Origin of the sequence: Levilactobacillus fujinensis, from assembly GCF_003946335.1 — a bacterium.
In the GTDB taxonomy this organism is placed as follows: domain Bacteria; phylum Bacillota; class Bacilli; order Lactobacillales; family Lactobacillaceae; genus Levilactobacillus; species Levilactobacillus fujinensis.
The window spans coordinates 40,485-56,183 of the sequence record NZ_RHNX01000013.1; the positions used below are offsets into that span (position 1 = coordinate 40,485).

The 15,699-nt window shown below is 49.6% G+C and carries 13 protein-coding genes; 6 read left to right on the forward strand and 7 right to left on the reverse strand.

Annotation, left to right across the window (positions count from 1 at the left end):
* The first annotated feature begins 92 nt into the window (after positions 1 to 92).
* Positions 93 to 911, forward strand: coding sequence for a hypothetical protein (locus tag EKM89_RS06470; RefSeq protein WP_125686840.1), 819 nt, complete (start codon positions 93 to 95; stop codon positions 909 to 911).
* A 540-nt stretch (positions 912 to 1,451) separates the two neighbouring features.
* On the opposite strand, the gene EKM89_RS06475 is transcribed toward EKM89_RS06470, so the two are convergent.
* Both EKM89_RS06475 and EKM89_RS06480 read right to left on the reverse strand, forming a co-directional pair.
* Positions 1,452 to 3,755 carry a glycoside hydrolase family 31 protein gene (locus EKM89_RS06475; protein ID WP_125686842.1) on the reverse strand — a complete coding sequence of 768 codons (2,304 nt, stop codon included), beginning with the start codon at positions 3,753 to 3,755 and terminating at the stop codon, positions 1,452 to 1,454.
* A gap of 208 nt (positions 3,756 to 3,963) precedes the next feature.
* The gene (locus EKM89_RS06480; RefSeq protein ID WP_125686844.1) at positions 3,964 to 5,388 is read right to left on the reverse strand and encodes an SLC45 family MFS transporter; all 1,425 of its coding nucleotides are present in this window, start codon (positions 5,386 to 5,388) and stop codon (positions 3,964 to 3,966) included.
* 179 nt (positions 5,389 to 5,567) lie between these two features.
* On the opposite strand from EKM89_RS06480, the gene EKM89_RS06485 reads away from it, so the two are divergent.
* A complete protein-coding gene (locus EKM89_RS06485) occupies positions 5,568 to 6,539 on the forward strand; it encodes a LacI family DNA-binding transcriptional regulator (RefSeq protein WP_125686846.1) in 972 nt (323 codons plus the stop codon).
* Between the two features lie 240 nt (positions 6,540 to 6,779).
* On the opposite strand, the gene EKM89_RS06490 is transcribed toward EKM89_RS06485, so the two are convergent.
* The 3 genes from EKM89_RS06490 to EKM89_RS06500 form a co-directional block, all read right to left on the reverse strand.
* Positions 6,780 to 6,959: a hypothetical protein gene (locus tag EKM89_RS06490; RefSeq protein WP_125686848.1), complete on the reverse strand. Its 180-nt coding sequence runs from the start codon at positions 6,957 to 6,959 to the stop codon at positions 6,780 to 6,782.
* 87 nt (positions 6,960 to 7,046) lie between these two features.
* Positions 7,047 to 7,607 carry a Dps family protein gene (locus EKM89_RS06495; protein ID WP_125686850.1) on the reverse strand — a complete coding sequence of 187 codons (561 nt, stop codon included), beginning with the start codon at positions 7,605 to 7,607 and terminating at the stop codon, positions 7,047 to 7,049.
* A gap of 31 nt (positions 7,608 to 7,638) precedes the next feature.
* Positions 7,639 to 7,866, reverse strand: coding sequence for a heavy-metal-associated domain-containing protein (locus tag EKM89_RS06500; protein WP_048733911.1), 228 nt, complete (start codon positions 7,864 to 7,866; stop codon positions 7,639 to 7,641).
* Positions 7,867 to 8,107: 241 nt separating this feature from the next.
* On the opposite strand from EKM89_RS06500, the gene EKM89_RS06505 reads away from it, so the two are divergent.
* Both EKM89_RS06505 and EKM89_RS06510 read left to right on the forward strand, forming a co-directional pair.
* Positions 8,108 to 9,274, forward strand: a complete 1,167-nt coding sequence (locus EKM89_RS06505; protein WP_125686852.1) for an MDR family MFS transporter — start codon at positions 8,108 to 8,110, stop codon at positions 9,272 to 9,274.
* A gap of 450 nt (positions 9,275 to 9,724) precedes the next feature.
* A complete protein-coding gene (locus EKM89_RS06510) occupies positions 9,725 to 10,918 on the forward strand; it encodes an AAA family ATPase (RefSeq protein WP_164510527.1) in 1,194 nt (397 codons plus the stop codon).
* An 11-nt stretch (positions 10,919 to 10,929) separates the two neighbouring features.
* On the opposite strand, the gene EKM89_RS06515 is transcribed toward EKM89_RS06510, so the two are convergent.
* A complete protein-coding gene (locus EKM89_RS06515; protein ID WP_125686856.1) occupies positions 10,930 to 11,676 on the reverse strand; it encodes an NADPH-dependent oxidoreductase in 747 nt (248 codons plus the stop codon).
* On the reverse strand, positions 11,673 to 12,143 hold the full coding sequence (nrdI, locus tag EKM89_RS06520) for a class Ib ribonucleoside-diphosphate reductase assembly flavoprotein NrdI (RefSeq protein ID WP_125686858.1): 471 nt from the start codon (positions 12,141 to 12,143) through the stop codon (positions 11,673 to 11,675). The genes EKM89_RS06515 and nrdI overlap by 4 nt, the downstream gene beginning before the upstream one ends.
* Positions 12,144 to 12,524: 381 nt before the next feature.
* On the opposite strand from nrdI, the gene EKM89_RS06525 reads away from it, so the two are divergent.
* Positions 12,525 to 14,042, forward strand: a complete 1,518-nt coding sequence (locus EKM89_RS06525; RefSeq protein ID WP_125686860.1) for an ABC-F family ATP-binding cassette domain-containing protein — start codon at positions 12,525 to 12,527, stop codon at positions 14,040 to 14,042.
* 130 nt (positions 14,043 to 14,172) lie between these two features.
* Positions 14,173 to 15,606: a DHA2 family efflux MFS transporter permease subunit gene (locus EKM89_RS06530; protein WP_125686862.1), complete on the forward strand. Its 1,434-nt coding sequence runs from the start codon at positions 14,173 to 14,175 to the stop codon at positions 15,604 to 15,606.
* Positions 15,607 to 15,699 lie beyond the last annotated feature (93 nt).

Consider the following 15,699-nt stretch of genomic DNA (forward strand, 5'->3'; position numbering starts at 1 on the left):
TTTAAAATATTGGAAGCTTTGTCACCCGTCGTTCATTGTATGAATGGTCAATTCATGCTATTCTAGCCTCAATCAGAGAGGGAGAATATAAGATGAAAAAACCACTTAAACTTTTATTGACACTAGCCTTGGTTACTGTCGGGGCAGTCGCATTACCAGTCACGGCGCAAGCCAAAACGACGTATCAGATCACTTCTAAGTTTGTTGACGACGTGCCTTATACGACGAATATGAAGACAGTGAAGTCCGGCGGCTATATCTGGAATGCGCGCCACACGAAGAAGCTGCACAATTTGAAAAATTATCCGTACACGCGATGGAACGTGACCAATATTGTCACGAAAAAGCAGAATGGGAAGGCCGTTAGCTATTATTACGAGCTGACCAGTAAGACCAATCCTAAGGTGAAGGGTATTGCCTGGAGCAAGTACTTCACGAAGATCATTGCCCAGAACCCGGCGTCGTTTAGTTCCGATGCGGCTTATCTGAAATACATTCAAACGGATCCGTCGCAACGCCTGACACGGGCGATTCTGAAGCTGTACCCGAATGTCACGGTGAGTGCAAAATTGTCGGCGTATGCGAATACGGGGGCTTATAGCTATATTCAGAAGCCGGTGGGGTTTAAGAACGTAATCAACATCAGCTATATTCAAAATTCCCAGCCGGCAATTGGCCTCTGGAGTACCATGGGTCAACCCGTGGCACCGCGTATCAAGACGATGACGGCACAATTAGATGCAATGGGGTATACGGCGGCTAAACGGGCATCGTTTACCGGAAATATTGGGATCTTTATCGCAGATGAAGCGAATGATGGGGACAATTCCCAGGACGGTCTGCCAACGCGCGACGAGTCAGAGGGGCAAATGACCAGTTATGGGATGGTGCTGGCGACGCCGACGAAGTAGCTGGCAGATGAAACCTAACTGGTGAGACGTGTTCGGCGTTATTTCGTGCGACTTGAAACGCATGTATGATTGGAAGAAAATGAGCCAGTTCCGCTGAATCCCAGCGATAGATCGTAAAGATGGCTAGGTCTGGTACCGCTCCCGGGTTAAACATCTCTGTCGGAGAAACCTCGTGTTCGTAGGCAGTGTGGAGGTCAAATCGGGCGGAAATTTGACCCAGGGCGTCTGCCATTTGAAGAATAATGCCGGCGCCCCGAACGTCGACGGACAAATCAGTCGCAGTTGGGTTGTCGTCGTAGAAAGTGAGGACGGGTCGGCCATTAGCCTGAGGACTGAAGGAGAACAACTTGAAGATCAGATAATTCTGGAGTAGTTGGAAATCGAGCGTTGGCATGGGCAGCCGTCCTTTCGCTAAAGCGTTATTCTTAATACCATACCAAACGGATGTAAAAATCCCGTAAAGACAGCGTTAATTTTCACTGCCTTTACGGGATTTTTTAATTGCTGGTTAAACTGTTAAAGAACTTGCTTAATTAATATCTAAGCGTGGTAACTCTGGCTAGCCGCATCGTAAGTCAACGTGACGGACTTGGCTGGCAGGTCGACTGTAATCGTCTGGTAGACCGGCTTGAAGCCACTATGAGTCAAGGTGACAGTAGCGTCACCATCTTTCACAGTGACCAAGTAGCGGTTGAACTCACCATCTTCGTAGTTGAAGTCACTGCCATTGTCTTGGTAGTGTTCGTAGCTGGCGTTTTGACCAAATGCCTTGAAGGTCATGGTCGTGTCAGGCGTGTCGGCAACGTGGCTGACTTCCTGTCCCCATGGTAATAAGGTATCCTTCTTGATAAACAGTGGCAATTTCGCCAATGGTGCGTCGACAAGGATGTCTTGGTTGCCAGGATATTCGCGGTTGTTCCAGAAGTCGATCCAGTTACCAGCTGGCAAGTAAACGGTCCGGTTGACCTTGGACTTTTGCACGATGGGGGCGACTAAGACGTTGTCACCAACCATGAATTCGTCGTCAAGATCCCGCACACGAGCGTCCTCTGGGTAGTTTAAAACCAAGGGCCGCATGATTGGCAGGCCGTTCATCGATTCTTGCGCGAACAGATCGTAGAGGTAAGGAATGAAGCGGTAACGCAACTTCAGATACTTCCGGTAAATGGACAACGTGGGTTCGCCGAAACTCCATGGCTCCTGATGACGCGTCCCCATAGCCGCGTGATTCCGTAGCAAGGGACTGAAGATAGCGGCTTCGATCCAACGGGTCAAGAGTTCAGCTGAGGTATCGGAAGCAAATCCGCCGATGTCGGTCCCAACGAAGCTAAAGCCACTCAGACCGAGGTTGCAAAGTTGTGGAATCATCATTTGAATGTGGGGCCACATGCTACGGTTATCCCCAGTCCAAACGGTCGAATACTTTTGGGTACCAGCGTAGGCTGCCCGGGTGATGACGTAGGGCCGTTTGCCTTGTTGCTCTTTCAGTCCCGTATAGGTTGCCTTAGCCATGTTGTGGCCGTAGACGTTGTGCATCTTCTTGTGCGTTGATGGGGTGTCTTGGTCGTTGAAGACCACGTCGTCTGGGATCTCACCCTCAAACGTGGCGGGTTCATTCATATCGATCCAGACACCACCGACGCCCATATCGGTCAAAAACTTGTTGTTATTGGCCCACCATTTGCGGACGTCGGGCCGACCGAAGTCAGGGAAGGCGGAGTCACCGGGCCAAACTTTGTTGATGTAGACCTTACCGGCTGGCGTTTTGACAAAGTAGTTATTCTTGATGCCTTCGGCGTACTTGTCGTAGTCGGGGTCCTGCTTAACACCGGGGTCGATGATCGGAATGACCTTGATGCCTTGGCCCTTTAAGCTGCTGACAAATTTCTTAGGATCGGCGTACTTAGCCTTGTCCCAGGTGAAGACACGGTAGCCGCGCATGTAATCGACGTCAAAGTGAATGGCGTCACAGGGAAGGTCGTTTTTCTTCATGGTGTCGGCAATCTCTTGGACTTCATCTTCGCTGGCACTGTAGCCCCAACGAGATTGTTGGTAACCCAACGTCCACTTTTGCGGCAACGGCGTGCGGCCGGTCAGGTAGGTGTAGTTGGTGACCACGTCCTTCAACGTTTGACCGCCAATGATGTAGTAGTCGAGGTTCCCGTCCACGGCGGAGTAGAAGTAATAGTGGTCGCTTTCCTTACCCATGTCGAAGTGGCTCTTGTAGGTGTTATCGAAGAACAGACCATAGGGATGACCGTTCTTCAAGCCCAGCATGACGGGGATGGACTTGTAAATGTTGGGTAGAATTTCCAACTGGGGAGACGGATTATCCACGTTCCAGTTGTCGTATTCGAAGCCCCGTTTGTCGAGGTAGCCGGTCTTGTCACCCAGGCCGTAGAGGTGTTCGTCGGCTGCTAGGGTCTTAACGACTTCATAGTAGCTGGAGTTGGCCTTGACGGTGGACTTAGTGACACTATGGCCTTCAGCTTCGACTAACCGTTCGTGAACCTTGTCGACCCCTTTGTCGAGGAGGGCCCGTTCGCCACGGAAATCAGTGACCAGAGCATTGCCGTTGGCGTCGTAAACGTCGATGTGGCGTTCTGCGTCAAGGTTAATGGTCAACGCACTAGTGGTTAATTCGTAGTGATCGCCGGCATCGGTCAGTTTGAAATCGGTCGCGGTCTGTTTGTTGCCTTCGATGGCGTAGGAATTTCCGTCGTTACCGCGGTATTCGAACACTCGGACGATGGCAGGCGTCAGGACGGTCAACTGGAGATCGTGGTCGGGATAGTGAAACGTAACGGTTTGATCTTTTTGTTGATAAGTTGGTAAAGCAGTCATAACAAGGTATCTCCTTTTTCTCTTACTCTTCTCTATTATAGAACTAGTTTGAAATTTTGTTTTTGGTGCCGGTAGTCGGTTCTGTCGTTTTATCGGTCGACAGGTATGGGCTGGTAAGCTGGGGGCGAAACTTGAAACCGCGCAAGTGCCGAGTCTTCAAGCCTGGCCTTCCGCTGAGCTAGAGCGCGACCGTTTTTAAGCAATACAACTAGGCAGCAGCCTTATCAGATAAGTCCTTTTGTGGCTTGTCGGCTTTGATCACACTGATGGCAACGACGGCGATCAACATGGAGATACCGGCAACTAACATCATGCCGGGCATGGACTTGCCGACCATCCGGAACACCAGGAAGCTGGCAACGGAAGCGATAATTTGTGGCAAGCAGATGGTCCCATTGAAGATTCCGATGTAAGAACCTTCATTTGACCCGTCCAGAGATGACGTGAAGATGTTGAAGGGTTCCACGTGAACCGTGAAGAAGCCGATACCGATCAGACAGAATGGCAGAATCAATAGGTATTGATTGTGGATGAAGAAGACCCAAATTAAGCCAACGGCGAAGCACGCAATTCCGAAGCGGTACCAGAATTTCCGCTTGAGTGGGTTGGTATGTGACAAGACCAAGAAGCCATAAAGTACGGCGGCCATGGACTGGATGAAGGTTAAGATCCCATACCAGTTACCGGCAGCTTGATAGCCAGCGGAAGCGGCATTAGCCGTGTGCCAAACGTTTTGAGCGATGGCTCCGGTCGTGTAGGTCCACATGTATTGAATCCCAATCCAAGCGAACATTTGAACAACGGCGACTTCCCATAAGGCTTTAGGTGCTTCCTTGATCAATTTCCAAAGTGGCTTGGTATTCTTGTGTGCTTGAGGGTCAATGTGGTGATAGAGCGCGTAAGTGTCGGGGTCGTATTCCTTGACCGTGTGAATGGTGTAGGCGGAAATACCTAACAGAATAGCCGCACCAATATAGAAGGCTAAGCGAACGGACAAAGGAACGACACCTTTTTTAGCGGTGTTGGCGACACCGAAGAAAGTCAGGATGAATGGTAACAAGGTAGCGAGGACACCACCAAGATTACTGAAGGCTTGTTGCCATGACCAGGCTTTATCCTTTTGCTTTTCGTTGACCATGTCCCCGATAATCATCCGGAAGGGTTGCATACAGATATTGCTGGACAGGTCCATGAAGAGAATGGCGATGGCCCCGAAGACCAAGGCCGCCATGGAGGCGTAACCGAAGCCAAATGAGCCGGCGTTAGGCAGCAAGATCATGACTAAAGCGGCAACGGGTGCACTGAATAACAGGTAAGGCATCCGGCGGCCAAAACGGTTCCAGGTCCGGTCGGAATATTTCCCAACTAACGGTTGAACGATCAAGCCGGCCAGTGGGGGAAGAATGAAGAACAGTCCCAGATTGGTTGGGTTAGCACCGATGGTCTGGAAGATTCGACTCATCTGTGAGGATTGCAGTGAGAAAGCCATGTTGACCCCACAGAAACCGAACGTAATGGCAAATAGTGTTTTCAATGGTAAATTAGGCAGGGAGTTCGCAAGTTGCTTGGTCTTAGATGGGGCGGCCGCAGTGACTTTGTGATTTCCCAGCGAGTTCGTTGCTGGTTGATTCATGATAAGGACATCTCCTTGAATTTAAATAATTGCGATTTCTTTCAACACCATCATACTAGCACGTTACGTAAACGTTTACAATGCCTATTTCAAAGGAGTGTAAACGTTTACGTTTTTAGTTAGGAAAATCGGGGCATTAAGGCTATAATGAGATTATATTGAAGTTAGGTGGGGGACGTATGAAACCAACCATTAAGGATATTGCCGCCGAATCGGGCGTATCAATTGCCACCGTTTCACGAGTGCTGAGCCATAAAACGGGAACGTATAGTGAAAAAACACAGGCTAAAATTTTAGCCGTGGCCAAGCGGCTGGGCTACCGAAAAAATTCAACCGCCGTGGAATTGGTTAAGAAAAAAGCGGCGGTTATTGCGCTGATCATCAACGCAACGCCAACCAACTTCTCCACACAGATCATCGACGGAATTCAGCGCCGCGCCAGTGAATTGGGGCAAGGCGTGATTATTTTGTATGCGGGCAATCGTAATGCTGAACTGCAGCACCAAGCAATCGTGACGGCGCTGGAGCGGGCGGTGTCGGGAATCTTACTGGCAGCGATTGAGCCGGATACGGAAGACTTGACGCTACTAAAGGAATCGCACGTACCGTTCTGCTTCGTCTCAGTTTATTTGGGTACCGATAAGGTCCTATCCGTCAGTTCGGATAACGAAAAGTTGGCGGCGACCACGACGGACTACCTACTCGATCGCGGCCACACGCACATTGGCCTCGCGGGGGTCGACACCTACCATACGGGGAGTCAGCGAATTATCGGCTACCGGCGGGCGTTGGCAGCGCACGGAATTCAGGAAACGACGATCAAATACGGCGATTACAGTTACGAATCAGGTCGTCAGTTGTTAGCAGAATTTCTGCCATTAAAAGTGACGGCCATCATTGCGGCCAGTGACATGGTTGCGGCCGGCCTACTGAATGCAGCGCAGGAGGCAGGTATCGCGGTACCAGAGCAGCTGTCGTTGATCAGCATCGATGGAACCGACATTTGTCGCATCACCACGCCAGCGCTAACCAGTCTGACACAAGACTTCTATCAGATTGGTGCGCAGAGTGTGGACCGGGTGATGGGCGAAAAGGCAGCGACGTTTGTGCCGGTTAAGCTGGTGGCGCGTGGCAGTGTCAAAAGACTGTGATAAAAGGCGATTAGCCGGTGAGTATTAAGGCTGTTAAGCGGAGCTAGTTGCCTTTTAGCACCACGTTTCGGCCATTTAAAATGAGAACTAAAACACAAAGGACCGCGACAATTCCGCCGCGGTCCCTTGTTGTGTAAAGATTGTAAAGGGTAAGTATAGATTCAGTTTTCTCGAACATCCGTTTGCTTTTGCATGCTAAACTAAGAAAACAGCAAAATAGAAATAAGTATCATTGCCGGGTCACTTGTCGTCAGGTGTCTTCCGATTGAAAATTAAAACGATGGCACTGACAAAGAAAACGCCAGCCAAAACGTAAAGCAGAAGCGTATACGCTGGTAGAAAATTGGCGGCCACGGTGGCTAGCAATAATGAAAAAACAAATAAACAGCCGACTCCGATTCGGCGAAGTTGTGTATTCATTGAAATCACCCCTAAATTTAGTATAGGGGATATGAAAAGGGAACGCCAGCACCTCGCAGTGCGCTGACGTTCCCTCAAAGTTAAAGATTAGTCCTCGTCATCATCGTCTTCTTCGTCCAGACCGTCGCGGGCATCGTTGCCCAAGACAGCTTGGAGTTCACGGATGATGTGATTGTTTGTGCCCCGCAGGCCAACCAAGAAGCTGGCTAAGGCTGGACGGTCTTCCTTTTCGGCGAGCTTGATGGCCCGGTCGATAAAGAGATTGTGCGTATCTGCATCACGAACCAACTCGCTGATTTGGTCTTCGGCGCTGAGGTACTTCTTGTCGCCGCCTTCTTGCAGCATAGTGTAGTCGTGGAATTCCTTAGTGGTTGTGGAGACCGTTTCGCCCTCGTCCAAGAGGTGTTCACCCAAGGCGTCGAATTGATCGCGGTAAGTGTCAATGTAGTCGCTGAGTAAGCTGCGCACGCTCAAGGCTAAGGGGCCTTTGACGGACCAGCAAACCTGGTGGAACTTCACGATGGAAATGTGTAGGTTGGCCAGAATGTGGTTGGTCATGGCACCGGCTGTTGGGACGTGGTGGTCGTGTTCAGTCTGGGCTTGTTCAGCAGCATAACGGTCTTCAATAGTAGCGGTAGTTGTAGTCATTGGATGAACTTCCTTTCAGGTCTTAAGCGGCTTAGAGGGCTTTAACTTTAGAACTCTTAACGGTGTAGCCGAGGTCAGTGACCGTGTCGGCTAAGCTTTCGGCAGTGACAGTTGCGTCATCGAATTCGGCTTTGATCTTGCTGGCGTTGAACAGAACCTTAACGTCCTTCACACCATCTTTTTTACTGAGCGCTCCCTCAATCTTGGTCATGCAAGATGGGCAGGTCAGATCGTCTAATTTCATGGTTACTTTACTCATAATTAAAACCTCCTCAGGTTTTGCGTTTGTCTTGATTACAAGACCTAGTATACGGGTCAGCTCTCGAAAAGAACTTGACTCAAATCAAGTCGGGTAAAATTTTTTACTTTTTATTGAAATAATTATGAGAAGTTGCCCATAAATGCCGTTTTAACAGCCTTTTTAATGACTTAACCGTTTCGGATTTTTCTAGAATATGCGACAATGAGGGGTGGAATCTAGAAAAAGTGAGGGACAGTAAATGTGGAAGACCAGAAAGGAAGTCAGTTTAGCGGGGATTCTCTCGGCAACGTTGCTACTTAACGCCGCTGCCGCGTGCATGTGGCCGCTAACGACTGTTTATATGCATAATCAGCTTCATCAAACGTTGGCGTTAGCCGGGGTGGCCCTGTTGGGGATGTCGCTCTGTATGATCCTGGGAAATTGGCTGGGGGGCGTCTTATTTGATAAATGGTCGCCGTTTATGTCGGGGGTCGTGGGAACACTCTGTTCCTTTATTCCGATGGTCTTGCTGATTTTCTTTCATGGTTGGCCGATATTTGGTATTATGCTACTCTTTATTGGGTTGGGTGACGGCATTGTCATGACCGTGGTGAACTCGTTTGCGGCGAATGTGACCCAGATCAGTAGTCGCCGGGTATTCAACTGGCTTTACATTGGCATGAATTTAGGGGTCGTCGTGGGAACACTGATGGTCGGTTACTTGATGGATCACGGTGTGCAACTGGTCTTCATTGCGGCCAGCATCTGCTACGCGGTACTGTTGATTATCTTCATCGCCGATTTCCGAATGGAGATTGTGCGGGAGACCACTCACCGCGAAAAAGGGCCGGCCAAGCCAGCTCAGTTAAACTTAATTTGGCTGATAGCGCTATTGGTATTTTGCATGTACCTCAGTTACTCGCTATGGGAAAGTGTGATTTCGGTCCACATGACCAACTTAGGCATTTCCTTTGAGCACTACAGCTTGCTCTGGACATTGAACGGGTTATTGATCGTGTTCGGCCAACCGTTGGCTAATCGTATCGGGACTTATTTTAAGATGAGTTCGCAGATTGCAGTGGGATCGCTGATTTTTATGCTATCTTTTTTGCTGTTGGTATTTGCCAAGAGTTACGCGATGTTTGTGGTGACGATGATTATTCTGACGGTCGGTGAAATGACCGGTTTCCCAGGCATTCCAGCGTGGATCGATTCGCTGGCGGGCGACAACGATAAGGGGAAATTCCAGGGAATTTATAATATGGCGATTTCCTTTGGCCGAGCGGTCGGACCGTTGTACGGTGGGCTGATTATTGAATACGGCAACTACCAGTCATTGTTCTGGTCGGTCACGGCATTTATGTTACTGGCACTGGCGGCGGTGATGATTCGGAATCGATTGAACTTGGCTAAATCAAATAAGTGATAAATGGGGAGCGGAACTGGTTGCCCTTTGGCGTACGTTTCGGCCATATAAACTTGAATAATAAATGAGCCTGGAAGTTTGTTCCAGGCCCTTTTTCGGTAGTTAGCTAAAGGTTGAAAACCAAAATGGTCACCTTAAGCTTATGAGTCCAAGAATTGTCGCCGCTAAGTTAGGGGCAATGGTCGTACGCCGACTGCCAGAAGTTGGGAAACGCCTCCAGTCAAAGGACGGTTTCCGGCTCACCCGAAGGCCGCAAAAGAGTAGGCGTTTCTCGGATCGCCCCACAATGTAAGCCGGAAAGAACGTCGACTAATACCGGCGACACGGCTATGGTCAAATACGGAAGGATTATTAATCCCGTTATAGCTGATTTCCCTGAATCGAATGCAAGTAGTTGTGAATCGGCACAACTGGCGTAACATTCGAAAGTACATAAGGGAGGTTTTCATCATGCTAATTGATTTTACGTTGACTAATTTTCGTTCGTTTAAGGATTCCGCGACACTTTCGCTGACGGCGACGGGTGGGACGTTACAGCGGCCGCAAAAGACACTCACCGTAGATAATCAATTAAGCCTGTTGAAATGTGCAGCTATTTTCGGTGCTGCAGGTGCCGGAAAGAGCACACTCTTAGCTGGGTTGGCAGTTCTTCAGCGGTTAGTGGTCACCCCAACTGAACAGATTGCCGACAACCTGCCCTTTGACCCATTTCGATTTGATGAGGGCTCTAAAAATGGGCAGACGGATTTCGTTGTTAACTTTACGCGGGGGAATCGTCGCTATCGGTACGTTCTCAGCTATGACGCAACTCACGTGATCAACGAATCCCTTGCGCAAACGATTGGCACAGACTATGAAGTTCTTTTTGTCCGTGAAAATGGTGAAATTACACAATTTCCAGCCGATCAAGCGGTCGCAGTGGCCAATACGCGGCCCAATATGCTCCTGTTGTACACGCTTCAGAACTGGAATTACGGACCAGCTATTGCTGCTTTTCGCTGGTTTAATGAAGATCTGTTGGTACTGGAAAAGCGACCGAACGCCAGCTTAGTGGTTGACGATTGGGTGATTAGCCAACTGATGCAGTATCTTCAGGCCGTGGACAGCGAAGTTGCAGGAATCGCGCAACACCAGGTGGCAGTCCAGTTTTTAGATGGTTCGGCATTTACTCGACCCGATTTATATCTCATTTATGAAAAATACAATGAGGAGGGGGAAGTCATCGGTACGGATGAACTGCCTCTCCAGCAGGCTTCCTTAGGCATTCAAGAATTGGTGACGTTGGGACTAACCATGATTGCAGTACAGCGGGCACCGTATCCGCAAACAGTATTGGCCGATGAATTCGCTCTTGCCGTACAGCCTATCGTGGTCGAAGCCCTACTGGAATTGTTGAACTCGACGGCTAATCGCAGCCAACTGATTCTGGTATCCAACCAGCCACTCTTAATTGAAGAAACATTGAGTTCCGACCAAATTTTTTTGGCCGAAAAGAATTATCGTGGTGAGAGTCAGTTACTGCCACTGACGACGGTTACGGAGATGCCATTGACCCGGCCGGTAGATGTGACGGGGTTACAAGTGGCCTTGGATCCCTATCTACTCCAAAATAAAAAGGCGTCGGTCAGCCCATTTCAGGGTTAATGCACGCCTAACTAGTCGACTAAAAATCCTTGATGTTGTAAAGCCGTTAGAATGGCGGCTCGTTGTTGCGGGTCACGGCTCATTTCGCTGATAATGTGGTGGGTAAATGTCTCATCGCGTTGATGACTGTTTCGTGCGTGATAGTAATCCGAGATGAGGTGGTCGTAAGCCACTAACGACGGATCATTGTTAGTCAATCGCTGGTAGCCATTGTTGAAATGCATGAGCGCTTGGGGTAATCGTGGCTTTTGTTCTGGCTGTTCAGCAGGATGGCCGATAGCGAGACCTAAGACGGGGAAGGTCAGTGGTGGTAGGCCCAACAGGTCGATTACTCGCTGCGCACCGTTGAGAATGCTCCCCATAATGGTGCTGCCAAGGCCCATGCTCTCGCCAGCCGTCACGATAGCTTCCGTCGCGATAGTGGCGTCAAAAATACCAGCCAGTAGCTTGTCGAGGCTGTGTAGGTTAGCTGTGGTCGTAGCGGTCACCGGTGTCAGTTGTTGATTACGATATTGGTCAGCGACCATGACAAAGTAATGGCCAGCCTGCACCAACCACTGATGACCGGTAATGTCAGCTAATATGGCCAATTTCGTCGGATCGGTCACACTGATAATACTGTACTGTTGAGAGAAGGTGCTAGTAGCGGCATGCTGAGCGGCGGTGACGAGCGTGTCGACCTCCGTTGCTGTCAGCAGTTGGTTGGTAAACTGACGAATACTACGGTGAGCCATGAGTGTGGTCAACGTGGAATTCATGCCTGCGCCACTTCCTTAGCGCGTGCGACTAGGGCATCATAAACGCGTGTCTCGTCACGGGGAACACCGCGTAATTCATAATTGGCGACGAAGGGGACGTTGAACTGTTGTGCATAGCGTTTCGCGGTTAGGCAGTATTGTTCGTTGAAATTACGGTTACCACTACCGACAACGCCGAGAAGCTGACGCGCGTTGTTATCATAAGCGATATATTCGCCCATAACGTTAGTCATCAGTTCCTTTACACCATTGTCGATGCCATTCCCACCGTCGAGGTAGGTCGGTACAAAGCAAAAGTAAGGCCGCGTTTCATCTGAAAAATCACTAGCTTCACTGATTTCCTTAGATTCAATCTCAGGAAGGTCGGCATCGACGGCATGCTGTTTGGCAGCGTAAGCGGTCAGATGTTCAACAAAGCTCCGAGTATTGCCCTCAATCGAAATAAATAATAGTCGTAAAGGTTGCATGTTTTTTCCTCCGTTTTCGCCAGATTCTTTAGTCCTAGTGTACACGGATTTTAGTGGGAATGCTCTTAAGATTTTAAGGATGGTTGGTGGAAGGTGGATTCGCGACTTGTCAATTTTTAAACGATATGCTATCCTGTAGCTACTTTAAGAAAGAACGAGGTATTCAGCCGATGCGTAACTAATTCAATCCACAAATGTTAGTCAGCTTCATCACCGTTAAGGGGTGGAGTGGGCCTGCAATTGGGATTGATGGGTTACGCCGACTGAGTTGCCAAAGCAACCAGTGGGCGCCATTTCCAAACGGAATGCGGCCACTTTTTTCATACTTAAAAATTGGTCGTTTAGACCCACAATCCCTGCTTACAAAAGGGGGACGACTTTTTGACACAATTAACTTTAACGAATTTAACGAAAACGATCGCGGGAGTCACATTATTTACTGTTGATCACTTAACGGCCCAAGCGGGGGACCATGTCGGTATCATTGGCGCCAATGGGACCGGGAAAACGACCTTGGCACGAATCATCAGCGGCCAAGATACGGACTTTAAAGGGCAACGCAACGTGACGGCGCCAGTGACCCTGGTGCCACAGATTGCGCCGACTGCAGGACGTTCCGGTGGACAGAGCATGTTAGACCGAATTCGTGCGGCGTTAGCACAACGACCGGAAATTTTGATTTTAGACGAACCGTCAGCCAATTTGGACGACGACCATCAGCGTTGGTTAACGGAACAACTGGGCCATTTCAATGGATTACTGATTGTGATTTCTCATGACCGGGACCTACTGACCAACGTGGCGACACAAATCTGGTCACTTGAAGAACACACCTACACCCAGTACAACGGCGGCTTTGCGAACTTTGAGGTCTATCGCGAGCAGCGCCGGCAGAACACGTTGTCACAGTATCAACATGAGCAGCGAGAACGCCGTGAGTTACAACAAGCGGTTCAGGCACGCCATGAAAAGGCTGCGCGAGTTCGTAAGGGCAGCAAGCGTATGAGCGCCATGGAACGTGCCAATAGCAAATCCGTGCGGGAACAGAATGCGGGTAAAATGGAGCGTGGTGCCCACGCACTGCAAGAACGGGCGGACCGACAGACAACGACGGTGAAACCACACGAAACGGCAGGGTTGAAGCTGGTGGCGACAGACTTACCACCGGTGACCGGAAAATATTTGGTCACGGTGGACGACCTGCATTTGACTCGTGGTAAGCACGACTTGCTGCACCACGTTAAGTTGCGGATCAAGCCGGGTGAGCGAGTTGCTTTAGCAGGGCCAAATGGGAGTGGTAAATCAACTTTGATCGACGCTATTTTAGCCCATGCGCCTCAGACTCGGTTGGCGCCGAGTGCGCGGGTTGGCTACTTCCATCAGGATATGACGGAATTGCCGCTGGATAAGACCGTGTGGCAGGTCATCCGGACCGCAACGGCATTGGACCAGAACCGGACGCGTCAAATTATGGGCGCGTTTGGTTTAACGGCTAAGTTTTACGACCGGCTAGTGGGTGACCTTAGCGGTGGTGAGCAGGTCAAACTCCAGTTACTGACAATTTTGGTCAGTGCCAGTAACTTACTGATTTTGGATGAACCGACGAACTACTTGGACTTGCCAGCTTTGCGGGCATTGGAGGACTTTCTTCAGGGCTACCCCGGCACGGTACTCTTTGTGGCGCATGATCAAACGTTTCGGCAACACGTGGCGACGCGGACACTGGAGCTTGCTGACCACCAATTAGCAGATCCAGAACAAACGCCAATTGGGACGCCAGTGACCGATCTGCCACGCTTACAGTTTGCGTACGATCAAGCGATGATGGCCCCAGAGTTAGATACGCAACGATTAAAGGAACTTCGTGAACAGATTGCGGCAATCAAATCGTCAAAATAGGGCATTGCGGGTGGATAGTTCACAAGAAAACGCTTACTTCTAAGTTTTTCTAAATTTACACTTACGAAAAGATTTTTTTTCTGGTAGAGTAATCCATTGTGTTTTGAAATGAAAGTGAGTGTGAAAACAAATGGATTCAGTACAAAGTAGCCAACCCGAAATGGCGAAAAAAGCGCGGGTACAAGTGGCCCATCCCATGCTTGCTATGATGGGAATGCTTATCGGGGGCTTTGTCGGCATGTTTTCCGAGACGTCCCTAAACATTGCTCTGCCCCAATTGATGGCGCAATTAAACGTGTCAACGGCTACGGTTCAGTGGTTGGTCACTGGGTATATGTTAATGGTGGGGATCGTTCTACCACTATCAAGTATTTTAACGAAATGGTTTACGACGCGACAGGTTATCTTGTTTGCGTTGGTTGATTTTACGGTCGGTGCGATTATTTCGGCTTCTGCGCCCGGTTTTGGCGTGTTGCTCTTCGGTCGAATGGTCCAAGGAATTGCGACCGGACTGATTTTGCCACTGATGTTTACGGTTGCCATGCAGATTTTCCCACCTTACAAGTTGGGGGCTGCGATGGGGATGGTCGGTTTGGTCATTATGTTCGCTCCAGCTGTGGGGCCAACCTTAGCCGGTATCGTCTTGGGCGTCGCTTCTTGGCGGTGGATTTTCTGGCTATTTGTGCCATTCTTGGTCATTGCCTTTGTATTTGCCGTTACGTCACTGAAGAATATTGCTAAAGTGACGCGGCCAAAGGTCGATTTCTTATCCATCATCCTGTCCACGATTGGGTTTGGCAGCTTGGTTCTCGGTGTTAGCATGGCTAGTGACCGAGGCTGGGGTTCTGCTATCGTGATTGGTGCTTTGATCGTTGGCATTCTGGTCTTAGCTTGGTACACCCACCGTCAATTGACGATGGAGAAACCAATCTTGAATCTACGCGCCTTTGCCATTCCGGGATTCCGGATTGGAGCCGTTTTGGTTATGATCAACTTCGGCATTATTCTGTCTGCTATGTACCTGTTACCCATGTACATTCAAAAGGGATTACTGGTACCGGTTGCTTTGACCGGGGTGATCATGTTCCCCGGTGGTGTGATGAACGCCGTGGTCTCCGCCGTTTCTGGTCGGTTGTATGACCAAGTGGGGGCCCAGATGCCTGCTCGGATTGGCTTTATTATTTCAATGGTTGGGGCCTTGATGTTGGCCTTAACGTCATCGGCGACGGCTATTTGGTACATTATTTTAGCTCACGTCATTTTGATGATTGGGGCACCGCTTGCGATGTCACCATCGCAAACACATGGGTTGAACGCACTGACTGGTCCAATAGCGGCTGATGGGAGTGCCATCATGAACACGTTGCAACAAATCGTGGGAGCCATTTCCACAGCGATTGCCACGAGTCTGTTGGGAATTGGTCAAGCAGTGTACATTGCGACCGGCGCGAACCATGCGGCTGGTGCGTTCGTTAACGGAACGCATTACGGTTTCTACTTCACGTTCGTCTTGGCATTAGCCGGGTTCTTACTGGCGCTGCGGTTACCAAAGGCTGAAAAATAAAATAAATGATGTCTGCACCTGAACTATGTAGGGTGTATGAAAGACGGTATCACCAGGATCTCAATGAGAACTGGTGATACCGTCTTTTTAGGC

Bases quoted from the DNA above. Each gene is read 5' to 3' on its own strand.
- EKM89_RS06470 (WP_125686840.1), top strand. From the start codon at position 93: ATGAAAAAACCACTTAAACTTTTATTGACACTAGCCTTGGTTACTGTC.
- EKM89_RS06475 (WP_125686842.1), bottom strand. From the start codon at position 3,755: ATGACTGCTTTACCAACTTATCAACAAAAAGATCAAACCGTTACGTTT.
- EKM89_RS06480 (WP_125686844.1), bottom strand. From the start codon at position 5,388: ATGAATCAACCAGCAACGAACTCGCTGGGAAATCACAAAGTCACTGCG.
- EKM89_RS06485 (WP_125686846.1), top strand. From the start codon at position 5,568: ATGAAACCAACCATTAAGGATATTGCCGCCGAATCGGGCGTATCAATT.
- EKM89_RS06490 (WP_125686848.1), bottom strand. From the start codon at position 6,959: ATGAATACACAACTTCGCCGAATCGGAGTCGGCTGTTTATTTGTTTTT.
- EKM89_RS06495 (WP_125686850.1), bottom strand. From the start codon at position 7,607: ATGACTACAACTACCGCTACTATTGAAGACCGTTATGCTGCTGAACAA.
- EKM89_RS06500 (WP_048733911.1), bottom strand. From the start codon at position 7,866: ATGAGTAAAGTAACCATGAAATTAGACGATCTGACCTGCCCATCTTGC.
- EKM89_RS06505 (WP_125686852.1), top strand. From the start codon at position 8,108: ATGTGGAAGACCAGAAAGGAAGTCAGTTTAGCGGGGATTCTCTCGGCA.
- EKM89_RS06510 (WP_164510527.1), top strand. From the start codon at position 9,725: ATGCTAATTGATTTTACGTTGACTAATTTTCGTTCGTTTAAGGATTCC.
- EKM89_RS06515 (WP_125686856.1), bottom strand. From the start codon at position 11,676: ATGAATTCCACGTTGACCACACTCATGGCTCACCGTAGTATTCGTCAG.
- nrdI (WP_125686858.1), bottom strand. From the start codon at position 12,143: ATGCAACCTTTACGACTATTATTTATTTCGATTGAGGGCAATACTCGG.
- EKM89_RS06530 (WP_125686862.1), top strand. From the start codon at position 14,173: ATGGATTCAGTACAAAGTAGCCAACCCGAAATGGCGAAAAAAGCGCGG.